This is a genomic window from Ciceribacter azotifigens, from assembly GCF_048159625.1.
In the GTDB taxonomy this organism is placed as follows: Bacteria; Pseudomonadota; Alphaproteobacteria; order Rhizobiales; family Rhizobiaceae; genus Allorhizobium; species Allorhizobium azotifigens.
Genome location: NZ_JBLQTA010000023.1, coordinates 1 through 15,878, shown reverse-complemented (window position 1 = coordinate 15,878; position 15,878 = coordinate 1). Strand labels below are relative to the sequence as shown.

At 63.1% G+C, this 15,878-nt stretch carries 10 protein-coding genes; 3 read left to right on the top strand and 7 right to left on the bottom strand.

Annotated features, from left to right (window positions below; translation table 11 throughout):
- Nucleotides 1-10 precede the first annotated feature (10 nt).
- On the bottom strand, nt 11-4,546 hold the full coding sequence (locus ACM6UT_RS21665; RefSeq protein WP_416799396.1) for an autotransporter domain-containing protein: 4,536 nt from the start codon (nt 4,544-4,546) through the stop codon (nt 11-13).
- Nucleotides 4,547-4,759: 213 nt separating this feature from the next.
- Entirely contained in the window at nt 4,760-5,803 is a 1,044-nt protein-coding gene (locus ACM6UT_RS21660) for a class I SAM-dependent methyltransferase (protein ID WP_416799395.1), read from the bottom strand.
- Between the two features lie 289 nt (nt 5,804-6,092).
- Here ACM6UT_RS21660 and ACM6UT_RS21655 point away from each other — a divergent pair, with 289 nt between their 5' ends.
- Complete coding sequence (locus ACM6UT_RS21655; protein WP_416799394.1) at nt 6,093-8,087, top strand: putative bifunctional diguanylate cyclase/phosphodiesterase; 1,995 nt, start codon at nt 6,093-6,095, stop codon at nt 8,085-8,087.
- A 15-nt stretch (nt 8,088-8,102) separates the two neighbouring features.
- On the opposite strand, the gene ACM6UT_RS21650 is transcribed toward ACM6UT_RS21655, so the two are convergent.
- The 5 genes from ACM6UT_RS21650 to denD form a co-directional block, all read right to left on the bottom strand.
- Nucleotides 8,103-9,002: a carbohydrate ABC transporter permease gene (locus ACM6UT_RS21650; protein ID WP_416799393.1), complete on the bottom strand. Its 900-nt coding sequence runs from the start codon at nt 9,000-9,002 to the stop codon at nt 8,103-8,105.
- 14 nt (nt 9,003-9,016) lie between these two features.
- On the bottom strand, nt 9,017-9,952 hold the full coding sequence (locus ACM6UT_RS21645; RefSeq protein WP_416799432.1) for a carbohydrate ABC transporter permease: 936 nt from the start codon (nt 9,950-9,952) through the stop codon (nt 9,017-9,019).
- A 79-nt stretch (nt 9,953-10,031) separates the two neighbouring features.
- A complete protein-coding gene (locus ACM6UT_RS21640) occupies nt 10,032-11,342 on the bottom strand; it encodes an ABC transporter substrate-binding protein (protein WP_416799392.1) in 1,311 nt (436 codons plus the stop codon).
- A gap of 124 nt (nt 11,343-11,466) precedes the next feature.
- Nucleotides 11,467-12,534, bottom strand: coding sequence for an ABC transporter ATP-binding protein (locus ACM6UT_RS21635; RefSeq protein WP_416799391.1), 1,068 nt, complete (start codon nt 12,532-12,534; stop codon nt 11,467-11,469).
- Between the two features lie 140 nt (nt 12,535-12,674).
- Complete coding sequence (gene denD / locus ACM6UT_RS21630) at nt 12,675-13,661, bottom strand: D-erythronate dehydrogenase (protein WP_416799390.1); 987 nt, start codon at nt 13,659-13,661, stop codon at nt 12,675-12,677.
- Between the two features lie 238 nt (nt 13,662-13,899).
- Between denD and ACM6UT_RS21625 the strand changes: the two genes are divergently transcribed.
- Both ACM6UT_RS21625 and ACM6UT_RS21620 read left to right on the top strand, forming a co-directional pair.
- Nucleotides 13,900-14,940 carry a LacI family DNA-binding transcriptional regulator gene (locus tag ACM6UT_RS21625; RefSeq protein ID WP_416799389.1) on the top strand — a complete coding sequence of 347 codons (1,041 nt, stop codon included), beginning with the start codon at nt 13,900-13,902 and terminating at the stop codon, nt 14,938-14,940.
- Between the two features lie 138 nt (nt 14,941-15,078).
- The gene (locus tag ACM6UT_RS21620) at nt 15,079-15,687 is read left to right on the top strand and encodes a TetR/AcrR family transcriptional regulator (RefSeq protein ID WP_416799388.1); all 609 of its coding nucleotides are present in this window, start codon (nt 15,079-15,081) and stop codon (nt 15,685-15,687) included.
- Nucleotides 15,688-15,878 lie beyond the last annotated feature (191 nt).

Sequence of the window (15,878 nt, the reverse complement as noted above, 5' to 3'; positions counted from 1 at the left end):
TATCGGAAGATCAGAACTGCACGTCGATCCTCGCCTTGAAGCCGTGCTCCCGGGCATCGGCCGCGATCTGGCCGTTGTAGGAAAGTCCGAGCCTGGCGCCCGCGGCGATATCGAAATCGAGACCGGCCTCGATAACCGCGGCGTCCTCGGCAATCGGCGTACCCGCAACCGTGAATGCGTCGCCGCCTGCGAAGGCCTGCGTCGACTGCGGAACCGTGTCGCCGAAGGCATGCCGCCAGCCGAGGGTGCCGTGAGCTCTTGCTTTCGGCGTGATCAGGCCCAGGTCAGTCGTGGCGCGCAGTCCGATCGTGGTGAAGGTCGTTTCCGTCGACTGGGCGCCTGCCGCCAATGCTGCCGCACCGCCATCTTCGCTGAAGGCACCTGTGCGGAGATTGACATAGGCAAGGCCGGCGAAGGGTTCGAAGAAGCCGGTGGCAGTGTCGATCCGGTATCCCGCTTCACCGAAGGCCTGGAAGGTGTGGGCATCATAGTCGGCGGACAGACGATCGGAAAAACCGTTGAAGGCGACGGAGCGATCGGTTCCGATGTCGTGCCAGGTATAGGCCAATCCGCCTGTGATCCGGAAAGCATCCCAGCGGCCGCCACCGTACAGTCCGATATGATAGTCGTCGCTCGAGCCGGAGGACGACCTGTCATCCGATGCGAAATAGGTGTGGCTGTAACCTGTCAGCAGACCGACCCGGAAGTCCGGAGAGAACGCTCCGTCGATGCCGGCGAGAAAACCTCCGATCGAGCGGTCGAGCGTTGCGGCATTGCCGTCACCGTCCGAAGAGCCCCAGGCGCCGAAGGCGTGGCCCCACGCCAGCAATCCATCGCCATCGGCCGGCGCGGGGTGCGACCCGTCCGGTCCGTAGGCCATGGTTTGCATGGAGGATGAAGGAACGCCGGAGAATGCGGCCTGCAGGCGTTCGTTGACGGAATCGCGCACGAAATGGCTTTCCTCGATCAGCGCGGTCTTGGCCGATGCGTGGATCTCGCCGGAAAGCGCGTCGAACGCCTGGCCAATCACTTCCTCGTCGTCGGGCAGGATCGCGACGGCACCATAGATTTCCGAACCGAGGCCCAGGCTCTCGACGCCGGCAGCAGTCGCCTTCTGGTTCCTGGTCCTCGCCTTGTCGACGAAGTCGATGTCGTTGCGCGTCAGTTCGAGATAGACGTTGTTGGCGTCATAACCGAGTTCCGGCGTGAGAAACGCATAGTTCGAGATGACATCGCTGAATGTACCGTCGATGCCGCCGTCGGCGGTCAGGATGACGTAGGTGGAGAACGGCCGGTAGCTCCCGGTCATGCCGACATGGGCGACGCTGGCACCGTTCAGGTAGGCGGTTCCTGTCGCGTGAACGAGGTCACTGTCGGTGCTTGCGGGATCGACTTCCACTTCATAGCTGGATGCGGCGTCGAAAACCACGTCTCCTGCGACGTTGATCGTCCCAACCGAGTTGCCGGGCGCGATCGTCGCGCCGGCGCCGAGTGTCGTCGTGCCGATCGTGCCCGACCCGCCGAGCGTTGCGCCGGCAAGCACGTCTATGGTGCCGCCGAGGACGGTCGTTCCGCCCGTCGGGCCGATACTCAGGAGCCCGTCGGCAACAGTGGTGGTGCCGGTGAAGCCGGACCCGTCCCCCGTATAGAGCAGAGCCCCGTTGCCGCTCTTGACCACGCTGCCCGAACCGGAAAGCGTGCCGCCATATTGGGCATCCGTCTGCTGGGAGAACGTAAGACTGCCGCCGGCGGCGATCACCGCGTCGCCGGTGAAGCGCTCGGCCGCAGTCGTCAGGCCGCCGTCGTCAATCGTCCAGTCGAGGGACGAGCCTCCCGTGAGGGTCAGCATGCCGGCGCCCTGCTTCACCATGGTCCCGCCCGTGCCGCCATAGCTTGCGATATCGCCGGAGAAGCTCGCGTCGGCACTCTGGTCGAAGATGACCGTCCCCGCATTGCCGATATCGCCGGCAATAGACGCGGCGTCGCCGCGGAGGGTTCCGGCGGCGACGAGTGTCCCGCCATAGGAGTTCGCGCCGGTCAGGACGAGCGTGCCGGCACCCTTCTTGACGAGTATGCCACCGCCGGCGATGTCCTGCGAGAGAATGAAGGCGTTGTTCTGGTCGACGATCTCCAATCCGCCGCCGCCTGTACCCCAGGAGAGGGTCCGGGCCGTGCCGTCGTAGCTCGTGCCGGTCACCTGCAGAGTGCCGCCGTCGAAAGCCAGCGTACCGGCGGCGTCGCCGAGGTTCCCATCCGCCGAAACGGAAATGGTGCCGCCGAGCAACCGCGTGCCGCCCTGATAGGTGTTGGTCCCCTCCAGCACCAGGACGCCGCCTTCGGTCTTCGAGATGCCGCCTGTGCCGGAAATCTCCGTGGCGATTTCCGCCGTCTCGTTCGCGAGCACGCGGATTTCCGCGTTGCCGTCCGCGCGCGCCGACCCGTCCACCAGGAGTTCTCCGGAGCCTTCCAGGCGGTAGCCGCTGTCGACGAACTGCAGTCCCTTGAAGCTCTGCGTACCGGTAACCGCGATGGCGCCGCCGCTGAAGCCGCCGGGCTCGTTCTTGAATACGGCAGTATTTCCCGCCCATATGACAGGGATCACACCGCCGGTGCTGAGCCATTTGTCATCGGTTGCGTTCCATGTGCCGTTGCCACCCTGCCAGTGCTGCAGGGTGTCGTCACCGGACGCGGCGATAAACAGGTCGACATTGCCGCCGCCCGCCTGGATCGCGTAATCCGCCGGGTCGGACAGGACCGGCGTCGTGCCGACGACGAGCCCGTTGTTGGTCAGCGTGCCACCGTAGGTCATCAGCCGGTAGTAGCCGAAGCCGGCCGTACCGTCTGCCGCATTGCTGCTCTGGGCCAAGTTGAGCGTGCCGTCCAGCGTCAGGTCGCCGGTCACGTCGATGCGATCGCTCGTTCCCGGGCTTGCCGCAGATGTGCCGGGGCTACCAAGCTCGTAGTCGAGGATTGATCCAGACAAAAGGGAAAGATCGCCACTGACCGTCAGCGCCCCGACGGAATTCCCCGGCGCAATCACACCGCCATTGGCCACGGTCGTCGTCCCGACCGTACCGGATCCGCCAAGCGTCGCACCATTCTGGACCGCCACGGCGCCGGCAATGCTCGCTCCGGGATGGCTGGCATCACCGATCACGAGCTTGCCGCCGCTGATGGTCGTCAGCCCGGTGTAGGTATTTACGCCGTTCAGCGTCAGTGTCCCTGCACCGGTCTTGGTGAGATCGCCGCTGCCGGAGATGATGCCCGAGACAGACAGGGCGGCCACGCTGCCGCCAAACGTCACCGAAGAGCCGCTTGCGAGGTTGATGTCATTGCCGAGCGCCAGACCCGTATTCTGTGCAGCGATCGTGGCAGAGGCACCTGACGTCAGCTCGAGATCGCCCAGCAAGACCGAACCGGTCAGAAGGTTCAAGCTGTTGCCGCTGCCGCCGAAGCGGATGGCGGCGGCACGTGTCACGCCATCGCTGTAGAGCCCGCCGGCAATGGTACCGGCATTGGTGATGATACTACCCCCATAGGTCGTAACGCCAGCACCGGCCACCCCGTCGCCATTGCCGGCACCTCCGGTAATCGTCCCAACGTTGAGCAGGATACCGCCGGTGCCGACCATATTGACCCCGGCGCCGCCCGTGCCCGCGGAACTCGTCCAACTGGGTCCGATCGCGCCTGCTCCGCCGGTGCCGCCCGTAATTGTCCCGACGTTGGTGGCGATCGTGCCGACTCCGAGCATCAGGAGACCGTCCCCGCCGCCGCCGCCACCGCCGGCAAAACCGCCGCCGCCGCCCGCTCCGCCGTTGCCACCCACGACATTGCCAGAGTTGTCGATGGTGGTCCCGAGGCCCACGATCGCTATGCCGGAGCCGCCTCCGCCACCGCCGGCACCGTTGGCAGCAATTCCGGACGTTCCCTCGCCACCGGCACCGCCATTCCCGCCGGCCACGGTAACCCCTGAACTCACGGTGAGGCCCGAACCGCCGAAATAGACGCCGGCACCGCCGCCACCACCGCCTGAGGCGAAGTTGAATCCGTCGGCCCCGACGCCTCCGCCTGAGCCGCTCACGCCCCCGACGACCGAGATCGTTCCGGAAAAGGTCCTGAAGCCCGCAACACCACCGGTGCCACCGGCGGCTTCGCCGGAAGCCCCAGCGCCTCCGTCACCGTTTGAGCTGGGGTCACCTGGAAAGACGACCGTATCGGGGCCGACCAGGACGCTCGCCCCGCCGCCATCGCCGTTGCCGGCGCCCCCGTCGCCGCTGCGATCAGCGTAACCGGCACCGCCGGGGGCGCTGCAAGCGGCCGTCGCACCGGGGGCGCATGCAGCCCAGGCGGCATCGGATCCGGCAAGGAGCGCGCCTGCCAAGGGAAACAATAAACCTGCAAGAGCGGAGGCGCCGCAGAGAGCACTCGAGGCCTGCAAGCCGCGAACACGCGATTTCGCCGACGAGCGGCGGACGACGTCTCCGAAACCGGTGTTGGCTGACCCTGAATCCCGCACCGTCCGCATACCCGCTGTGAATGTCGGCATTCATCCCCCGGTGTCGAGCTGTGTAGTCCGAACGCTGACCGGCAGCGACTACTTAATCAGTCAACCCCGATATTCCATAACGGGGTGCAAATTTCAATAGCGCACAACCGGACATAGCTGAATTCGACCCGATGCCGTGAGGCACCAGAGAATAAACCAGGCTTAAGATTGCCGGGAGCCCCGGCAGCCGTCGCGCCGGGGTTTCGGATGTCCTCACGTGCGCAGTCGCAGCGTGCCGTAGACGATGTTGCGGTTTTCTCCGAACCAGACCTCCGGCTCGACCGTGTTGCGGTCGATGCTTGCGTTGACGATGCGCCACATGTCCGCCTCGTTGCGCCAGAGAAGTTCCCAGTTCATGAAGGTTTCCATGTAACCCTCGACGCGAATACCCTCCGCGAAATTGGCAAACAAAAAGAGCCCGCCGGGTTTCAGCATCTCGAGGCACTTCTGCGTCAGTTTCACCGCCACGTTGTCCGCGAGGTAATCGTAGAGGCCCGCTGCATAGATGAAATCAAATCGGCCGAGCTTTTGCTTGTTGTTCAGGATGCTCCGGACCGAGCCGTTGACGGCCTCGACAGAAGTTCCCTGAAAATCGCGGGCGACCGATCCGACGCTGAGCGGATCCTGGTCGAGCGCGATCCAGCGCTTCAGCCGCCGCTCGCGCAACGCAACGGAACGATCCGCTTCCCTCAGATGCCCTGAGGCGATGGTCAGGATTTCCGTCTCCGCTCCCCGTGCATCGGCGACCTGATCGACATATTTTGTCAGCAGATCGCGACGCTCGCGGACGGCGACCGACGACGAGGCGTCCTTGGTATAATTATAAAGGGCCTTTCCGGTCGGCGTGGCGGCGGCAATCTCGGCTTCGGCATCCGGATGTCCGTAGATGAAATCCAGAAGATGCGCGTCGCCGGAATATCCGCGCGGTTTCTCGAAAGACCAGCGCGTGAACGGATCCTCGAGGAAGAACGCCGACACCGGGTGGCGCTGCACCACCGGCACGAGCGCCTTCCAGACGGTCGGATTGAACCGGGAACGAATATCGTGAAGCCCACCTGCCACGTAGTCGATGATGGCGCGCGGATCGTCTGCCCTCTCCCAGCGCTGCCTTGCGAGCTCCAGCATGACGGCGATCTCGCCGCGAGCAATCGCGAGTTGTTCGTCGAAGTGCTCATAGTCTCCCGCCGTGGCTCCTCCAGCCATCGCCTCGGGCGTGATAAGGCTTTCGCCGTCGAACACTACTTGCAACTGACTCATAGAGGCTCCGCTCCTTAACAAAGGCTTAACTACGCGGGCGAGAATGGCCTGATTTGCTACAACTTGTACAGTGCGAGAAATCATAAAAAGGCGAGGTAGAGAGATGTAGCATTTTGGTACAAGAATTCAATTTAACTCAATCTTCACGAACACCTTTTACTCTGTAGTGATGACTTGGAGAACATGGCCTGTCACCTTGCATCGGAATGTGATTGAAGCAAATTGCACGCGATTATGCGCAGCTGCGCGGTCATAATCTGCCGAGCGGCAGGAGACTGTGAGAAGGGGCATGAGGCACACCTGGACTGGTGGAATAGACGAAGACCGGCATGAGGCCCCCACTTTGCCGCCCGAGGCGGAATTGCGGCAACTCTACCGCAGGCAGGACGAGGAAGACCGCCGAACCGCCGTCAGGCAGGGCTTTTGGGTTGCGGTTATCGTCTATCTCGCCTTCGCCATTCCCGACATCATCCTGATCCCGGACGTCGCCGACTATACGATCGCGGCCCGCATCGCCATCGGAGTCGGCGCACTCGCCCTCTTCGAAGTACAGCGGCTGATGAACGTGGCAACCGAATGGCTCGACCGCACCTGCGCCAGCGCCGTGGTACTCGGTTATATCGGCTGGATGTATCCGGCCCTCATGACGACCCACACCGAAGCGATCTCGTACTACATGATCTTCGGTGCCATCTTCATGATGGGCGAGAATCTTTTCTTCAGCTTCCGCTTCAGCCTGTCACTCACAGCCTCGGGAGCGATCCTGCTCGCCTTCCTCGTGTCGCTTACAAGCTTCCGACCGGAAGGCGCTTATGCGTTCGCGTTTGCGCTCTTCTATGTCTCCTGCTTCGTCTTCACGTCCTATGTGAACTGGAAGCTCAACCGGGAGCGCTACAACGTCTTCGTCAACGCGCTCGAAGCGCGCATCCAGCACAAATCGGCCGCAGAGCGTGGCGAGGCACTGCTGAAGCTCTCCTACACCGACCCGCTCACCGGGCTCGACAACCGGCGCGCCCTCGACCTGCAATTGCGCAAGCATTGGAACATGTGGCGAGTTTATGGCGACGACTTCGCCGTCCTCTTGATCGACGTCGATTTCTTCAAGATGTACAACGACCGCTACGGCCACCAGAACGGCGACCACAGTCTCTGCCTGGTGGCGGACACGCTCCGCGGACTGGTCGAGGCCCTCGGCGGCACGGTGGGACGATTCGGCGGTGAGGAGTTCATCGCCATCCTCCGCACGAACAGCGTCGCACATATCGAGGAGCTTTCGAATGCGATCTGCCGCGCTGTGGAAGAGCTCGCGATCGAACACGACCAGCGCCCGGACGGCATCGAAGTCGTCACCGCGAGTGTCGGTGCGACGTTCACCGGATCGACCATCGCAACGAAACTGGAGATGCTGGTCCGGGAAGCGGACCGCGCGCTTTACGGGGCCAAGGCGAGCGGGCGACACTGCGCGAAGATCTTCGACCCCAACGACCCGCTGATCAGCGACGAAAGCGAAGGCATCTCCGCTCTCCTCAACATCGCCATCGCCCGCAATCTCGTCTCACTGGTCTATCAACCGATCAGGGACGCCGACACCGGAAGGGTGGTTGCCGCCGAGGCACTGATGCGGCTCAACGGGCTGAACGGCACGCCGATCCTGCCAAGCTCCTTCATTCCGATCGCGGAACGGACGGGGGCGATACACGATCTCGGCCTGTGGGCGATCCGCACCGCCTGCGAGGAAATGCTGGCGCCGAACAAGGTGGAACTGGTGAGCGTCAACGTCTCGCCCGTTCAGTTGCGGGCACCGGGCTTTGCCGCCGCGGTCGCCGAAATCCTCGCCCGCAGCGGCGTCGCTGGCAACCGCCTCGCCCTCGAAATCACCGAAGGGCTGGCGATGGAACTGCACTCCTATGTCACTGCCAGCATTTCCGAACTCAAGGCTCTCGGCGTCAGGCTATGGCTCGATGACTTCGGCACGGGACATGCGGGCCTCTCCTGGCTCCGTGCCGTGGATTTCCACACGGTCAAGATCGACCGGTCCTTCCTCCATGCGGCGGATACCGCCGACGGTCGGGCAATGCTCGAAGACATGGTGACCCTCATCCGCAATCGCGGATCGGGCATCCTGATCGAGGGCGTCGAAACAGAGGAACAAGGCGCGTTGGCAAGGGACCTCGGCATCGCCCGCATCCAGGGATACCACATCGGACGTCCGGCACCGGCTTCGCAATTTGCGTCCGTCGACACGGCGAACGACGGCAAGACGCCCCGAGCAAAACGCGCCTGAGAACCGGTTCGGCTGTCATTCCTTGACCGCACCCGTCATCGACGACACGTAATAGTCGACGAAGAACGAGTAGAGGATGACCACCGGCAGCGAGCCGAAGAGCGCGCCAGCCATCAGCGATCCCCATTCGAAGATGTCGCCGCGGACAAGCTCCGTCAGAACGCCGACCGGCACCGTCTTGTTCTCGGACGACTGGATGAAGGTGAGTGCATAAATGAACTCGTTCCACGACAGCGTGAAGGCGAAGATGCCGGCCGAGATCAGCCCCGGCACCGCGAGCGGCAGGATGATCTTGGTGAGAATTTGGAGACGGCTCGCTCCGTCGACCAGCGCGCTCTCTTCGAGTTCGAAGGGGATCGAGCGGAAGTAGCCCATCAGCAGCCAGGTGCAGAAGGGAATGAGGAAGGTCGGATAGGTAAAGATCAGCGCCATCCGCGTATCATAGATGCCGATCTTGAAGACGATGAAGGCGAGCGGGATGAAGAGGATCGACGGCGGCACGAGATAGGCGAGGAAGATCATCAAGCCGACGGAGCGAGAGCCGGTGAAGCGGATGCGTTCGATCGCATAGGCACCGAGCACTGCCGCGAAGAGCGAGAGCGCCGTCGAGGCGACAGCCACCAGCATCGTGTTCCAGAGCCAGCCCGGATAGGACGTCTCGAAGAGCAAGTATTTGATGTGGTCGAGCGTCGCACCGACCACCCAGAAGGGGCTGTAATTGTCGTAGTCCGTCAGCTGGGAATTCGGCTTCACCGCCGTGATCGCCATCCAGTAGAAAGGAAAGAGCAGCACGAAGACGAAGACGGCGAGCGGCAGGTAGATCGTCATGACCCGCCGGGGCAGGCTGCTGAGATAGGACATGCCCTGGCTGTCGTCGGTCAGAACCGCCTCGGGAACAGGGCTCTTGGTGTTCATGATCGGCTCCATGGTCAGTCGCCTCCGCCCTGCTGCCACTTGCGACGCTGCAGCCCGAAGAAGGAGAACATGATGGCGGCGAGCAGGAACGGGATCATGGCGACGGCGATCGCCGCCCCCTCGCCCAATTGCCCGCCGGGGATCGCGCGCTGGAAGGAGAGCGTGGCCATCAGGTGCGTGGCATTCACCGGCCCTCCCTTGGTCAGCACGTAGATCAGCTGGAAATCGGTGAAGGTGAAGAGAACCGAGAACGTCATGACCACCGCGATGATCGGCGTCAGCATCGGCAGTGTCACGTACCGGAAACGCTGCCAGCTGCTGGCCCCGTCGAGCGAGGCGGCCTCCTGCAAGGAGGCCGGAATCGTCTGCAGGCCCGCGAGCAGCGAAATCGCGACGAAGGGGATGCCGCGCCAGACATTCGCGGCGATGACCGAAATACGCGCATTGGTCGGATCGCCGAGGAAATTGATCGGCTGATCGATGAGCCCGAGCTTGATGAGCGACCATGAAATGATCGAGAACTGGGAATCGTAGATCCACCAGAACGCCAGCGCCGACAGGACTGTCGGCACCACCCAGGGAAGCAGAATGATTGCGCGGAAAAACGACTTGAACGGCAGATGTTCGTTGAGAAGCAGCGCCAGCCAGAGACCGAGCGCAAACTTCAGCACCGATGCGACCGCCGTATAGAGGACCGTATTGAAGACCGAGAGCCAGAAGACGCTGTCGTCCCAGAGAAACTCGTAGTTCTCCAGCCCGATGAAGATGCCTTCCCGGCCGATCCGCGTATCGGTGAAGCCGAGCCACACGCCGAGCCCGAGCGGATAGGTGAGGAAGCACAGAAGGAAGACGGCCGCCGGCAGCATGAAGAGAAAGCCGAGCACATCCCTATTGTTGCCGAGCCGCGACCAAAGCGAGCCCTGCGGAGGACCGGGATCCGTTGTCGTCATCGTCATCAGTGTTTCACTCCAGAGAAGAATCGGGATGCGGGAGCGCGGCGATTTTCCGCGCCCCCGGAACGACGAACAATCAGACGCGGTAGTAGCGGTTCGCCCGCTTCTCGGCCTGGGCCATGGCGTCTTCCGGCGTTGCCGCGCCGGTCACCACGGAGGCGAACATATCAACCAGGACGTAGTCGGCCATCACGGCCGCCGACGCATAGCCGAGCGGACCGGCATATCCGTTCGGCCGCAAGGTCTCGGAAGCCTTGGCATAGGGGGCATGGATCGGGTTTTCCGTCCACACCGGATTGTCGGCAAACGCCTTCAGCGGCTGGCAGCAATAGGCACTGGAGCCCTTGATCCAGGCGTTCATCTGATCGGCTTCCATCATGAACTTGATGTAGGCCTTGGCAGCTTCGGGATATTTCGTGTGGTTGAACACGAGCAGCGAGCTCGTCTGGTGCAGCTCCACGCTTTTCCCGACCGGTCCGACGGGGAAGTTGGTGCTGCGCATGTCCTCGGCGATCGCGGCGAGGTTCGGATCTTTCTTCGCGGCATAGTAGACCGAAACGCCATTGGCAGTCAGCGACACCTGGCCGGCGAGGAAGGCGCGGTTGTTGTTGATGTCGAGCCAGCTCTCCGTGCCTGGAATGAAGGTCGCATAGAGCTCCTTAGCGTAGTTAAGGGCTGCCAGCGTTTCCGGCGAATTGATCGTTACGTTGCCCCCTTCGTCGACCATCTTCCCGCCATGGCTCCAAAGCAGCCAGTGGGCGTAGTTGTTGCCGTCACCGACCGCCTTTCCGTGCGGGAAGCCGGCTGGCGTTCCCTTGGCCTTCATCGCTTTGCAGAGCTCGAGGAAGCCTGCCGTATCCTTCGGGAACTCGCTGAAGCCCGCTGCCTTCATGTGGCTATCGCGGTAGACGACCGCGTTGCCGATTGCCGTCAGCGGCATGGCGATGAACTTGCCGTCGCGCATCGCATAGCCCTTCAGGCCGTCGTAGAAGCCGCCATACTTGCCGTCGAGATAGGTGCCGAGCTCGGTCAGGTCGACGAGCTTGTCCGGATACTGGTGCGCGTCGTCGAACCAGCACATCACGAGGTCGGGCCCCGACCCGACATTGGCGGCAACGGCGGCTTTGGGCCGGATGTCCTCCCAGCTTTCCTTGTCGATACGCACCTCGACCCCGGTCGCCTCCGTGAACTTCTTCGTATTGGCGAGCCATGCCTCCTCGTCACCCTGCACGAAGGGTGCCCAGCGCAGGAGGCGCAGGCTGGCACCCGCCTCCGGCGTATAGGTGGGTTCGGCTGCAAGGGCCGGCCGGAGTCCGAACGCCGGAAGACCGCCGGCACCAATGAGGCCGGCCGTGCCGGCAAGGAATGTTCTTCTCTTGATCGTCATGAATGCTCCTCCTCCAAGTACGGGACGCTGGTCACGCGACACTGCCTGTCCCCTCGGCGATTGCCGCGGTTTCATGCTTCTCCCCGCGCCCGGCGTTCCTTCCGACGGGCACGGCCTTGCGGTGTCATCCGGCAAGTCGCATGCCGGTTTCTTCATCGAAGAGATGGACGTGCGCCGGGTCGATGGCGATGCCGATCGGTTCGCCCGGCTTCGCATCGAGGCGTTCGCGGAAGATGCACGTGATCTCTTCTCCGCCGAACCTGGCGATGATCTGCGTTTCGTAGCCGGTCGGCTCGGTGACGACGACTTCCGCCTTCATGCCGTCGCGGTCGAGTCGGATGTATTCCGGGCGCAGGCCGTAGACGAGGCTCTTGCCCACGGCTTCCGCAAAGGGCTTCGACAGCGGCAGGCGCGTGCCGTCGGCGGCGACGAAGACCTGCGGGTTCTGTCGATCGAGCGTGCCCTTGATCATGTTCATGGCGGGCGAACCGATGAAGCCGGCGACGAAGAGATTATTCGGGTAGTCGTAGAGCTCGAGCGGTGAGCCGATCTGCTCGACACGGCCGTCATGCATCACCACGATCTTGTCGGCCATGGTCATCGCCTCGATCTGGTCGTGCGTCACGTAGACCGTCGTCGTCTTCAGCCGATGGTGCAGTTCCTTGATCTCGGCGCGCATGGCGACGCGCAACTTGGCGTCGAGGTTCGACAACGGCTCGTCGAACAGGAAGACCTGAGGGTCCCGCACGATCGCGCGGCCCATGGCGACGCGCTGGCGCTGGCCGCCGGAAAGCTGGCGCGGATAGCGGTCGAGCAGGTTCGTCAGGCCGAGAATGCCGGCCGCATAATTGACACGCCGGTCGATCTCTTCCTTCGGCGAGGCGTTCAGCATCAGCGAGAACGCCATGTTCTTGGCAACCGTCATATGCGGATAGAGCGCATAGTTCTGGAACACCATAGCGATGTCGCGTTCCTTCGGTGGCAGGTCGTTCACCTTGCGCCCGCCGATCCGGATCTCGCCACCGGATATGTTCTCGAGTCCGGCGAGCATCCGCAGGAGCGTCGATTTTCCGCAACCGGATGGGCCGACGAGAATGACGAACTCGCCATCCTCAATGTCGATGGTGACGCCCTTGATGACGGGAAAGGCGCCGAAGGACTTTCGTACCTCGGCGAACTGGACATTGGCCATGCGTCTCCTCCCAGAGTGCAGTCGGTCAGATTCTTGTCTTTCCTGCCCCTCCTCGCGCGACGTGGAGCTCCTCAACTCCTGCGCCCCGGAACGGCCGGCATGCTGTCAGTGCCGGTGCCAGGGCGACCGGCGTACGGCGATCACGGCAGTCGGCCTCCAAGCTCGTCCTCGATATGGATGCGGATGATCTCGTCGAATGTGGTTTCCGCCCGAAAGCCGAGCTTCATCGCGCGGCTCGCGTCGAAGTTGCTCGGCCAGCCGGCGACGATTCCCGCGATCAGCGGGTCCGGCGCGCGGCGGATCAAAGAAACGGCCCTGTCGCCGGCGACCCGCCGCAGAGCCTCGATCTCCTCGCCGACCGTTGCCGAAAGCCCGGGCATCGTGAGATTACGGCGCGGACCGATGAGGCTGGTGTCCATCGTCGCGGCATGCATGAAGAACCCGACCGCCGAGCGGGGGCTGGCAAACCAGTGACGGACATCGTCGCTGACCGGCAGTATGGCCTCGTTGCTGGCAAGCGGCTCGCGCAGGATGTTGGAGAAGAAGCCGGAGGCTGCCTTGTTCGGCGTGCCCGGACGAACGCATATGGTCGGCAGGCGTATGCCGACGCCGTCGAAGAGGCCGCGGCGGGAATAGTCGGCGAGCAGCAATTCGGCGATCGCTTTTTGCGTTCCGTAGCTGGTAAGCGGTGTCGCGAAGAAGTCCTGTCCGATGATTTCGGGAAACGGCGCACCGAAAACGGCGATGGACGATGCGAAAATCACCCGTGGACGATAGGGCTCACGGCGCCCCTCTCTTCGGATCGCTTCGAAAAGCGCGCGCGTACCGTCGAGATTGACCGCATAGCCCTTGTCGAAATCGGCCTCCGCCTCACCGGAGACGACCGCCGCAAGATGGAAGATGACGTCGGGTCGTCCCTCGGTCAGTCTCGTCGCCGTGTCTGCGTCCGCGAGATCAACCGTGAGCGCCGCCGTGACCGATTGCAGCACCTCGGGGACTGCGGGCGTGATAGCGTCAGCCAGTGTCAGGTGCTCGATATCGCTGCCGAGGACGGAGGGCGAGCCGGCAAGCCGTTCGACCAGTTTGCGACCGATCATCCCGGCGGCACCGATCACGAGAACATGCATTCGCGGCTCCCCTCCCTCAAATCTGCTGTCGGCTCTTCCTTTCGGGCTCGAAGGAGCTTCGTCCTGTCGGGGCCCGCCTCCTCTTCTCACCGCGTGCCGCGAGAATGCTGCGCTCAGGCAGCGGCTCTCTTGCACTCCTTCGTTGGCACCGTTATCGGTACCGGTATCGATACCGCCAACCTAGGGCGACCAAGTCGCTCTTGTCAACGCGGGTTCGGTTCGCTGAGCCCGCCGCGACATGTACATCACTGCGGCGTCGGCGGGATGGCCGGTAGGATCCAGTATGAGAAGACCCACTCTCGAAGAAGTGGCCGCAACGGCCGGAGTCTCCAAGATGACCGCATCACGCGCGCTCCGGGGCGCGTCCGACGTTTCGAGCGATACGGTCGTCAAGGTAAGGCAGGCCGCCGACCAGGTAGGATATGTGGGCAACAGACTGGCGCTCTCGCTCTCCTCCAGGCGCACCAACCTCATCGGCGTCGTCGTCCCCAGCATGTCGAACATCGTCTTCCCGGAAGTGCTCTCAGGGATCAGCGAAGCCCTCGAAGGCACCGGCATGCAGGCCGTCTTCGGTTTGACCGACTACGACCCCGGCAAGGAACGTGAGGTTATTCGCAACATGCTCTCCTGGCGCCCGGCCGCAATGATCGTCACCGGCCTCGACCAGCCGGAAGAGACCGTCAAGCTTCTGAAGCAGGCCGATATTCCGGTCGTCCAGATCATGGACACCGATGGCACGCCGATCGACTATTGCGTCGGCCTCTCACACACAGCGGCGGGCGAGGAGATGGGTCGCGCCCTCCTCGGGGAAGGGCGGCGAAAATTCGGCTATGTCGGCAGCAGGCTCGACAGGGACCAGCGTGCCAGCCGGCGCAAGGCAGGGTTCGAGCGCGCACTGGCCGAGGCCGGATTGCGGTTTACGGTAGAAAAGGTGGGCGACAAGGGCTCCTCGCCAGTTATGGGCAAGCGGCTGACAATGACACTGCTCGCCGAAACGGGGGACCTCGACTGCATCTACTACTCGAACGACGATATGGCGGCGGGCGGGCTCTTCGCCTGCATCGAGCAGGGCATTTCCGTTCCCGATACGATCCTGCTCGCCGGATTCAACGGCCTGGAATTGACCGATGCCCTGCCCGCGGCGATCGCGACTTCCTACTCGCCGCGCCGCGAGATCGGCCGGACGGCAGCCAGCCTCGCCTTGCGCGCGCTTGGCGATGCCGGCGAGAACCATGAGCGGATTGTGACGTTGTCGCCGAGGCTTTCCCTCCGACGCTAGGCGCACGACGGATCCCGCCGCGACGGGGCCATCGGTCCGCGTACCACTCGATCTCGGCACGAAATTTGGCTTGAACCCTTGCAACAATTGCAGTGAGCGATTAGATAGTAATCACTTACTATCTTTTGGAGTTTGAGCATGGCCTCTCGACCGGCTTACCTTTCCGCCGAGGAGCGACGCGAGGTGACGATTGAAACCGTCGTCGAGCTAGCCGCGGAGCAGAATCCGAGCGACATCACGACGGGCGCGATCGCCAAGCGAATGGGAGTGACGCAGGGCGCCCTGTTCAGGCACTTCCCCTCCAAGGACGCCATTCTCGAGGCGGTCATGGCGTGGGTCTCCGACCGCCTGCTCGCCCGGATCGACAAGTCCACCTCCGCCGCTGCTTCTCCGCTTGCTGCCTTGGAGGCGGCCTTCATGACGCACATCGCGTTCATCACGGATCATCCGGGCGTCCCGCGGATGCTGTTTGGAGAACTGCAACGCGGCGAGCAGACATTGGCCAAGCGCATGGCGCAGACACTCATCCAGCGATACGGCGAGCGCCTTCGTCGTCTTCTCGTTCAGGGAAAGGAATGCGGCGAATTCCCCGCATCACTCGACGAGAGAGCCGCGGCCGCGCTTTTCATCGGCACGATCCAGGGACTTGTGATGCAGTCCTTGCTCGCCGGAAATGTCGAGTTCATCCGCGAGAGCGCTCCAGGTGTCTTCGCGCTCTACCGGCGCGCAATCGAGGTGACGAAATGATCGTCGTTCGCGTGGAGAAGATCTCCCCGACACAAGTCATGACGGAGGCGGCACGATGAGGCTCCCGTCTGTTCAGCGCCGCAGCCTGATGCCGCTGGCCGTTGCAGTTCCGATTGTCGCCCTCTTCGGCTACGTGGTTCTTCGATGGCGAAGGAAAAATGGGCCGAGCGCATCAAGCTGCTCACGCCCTA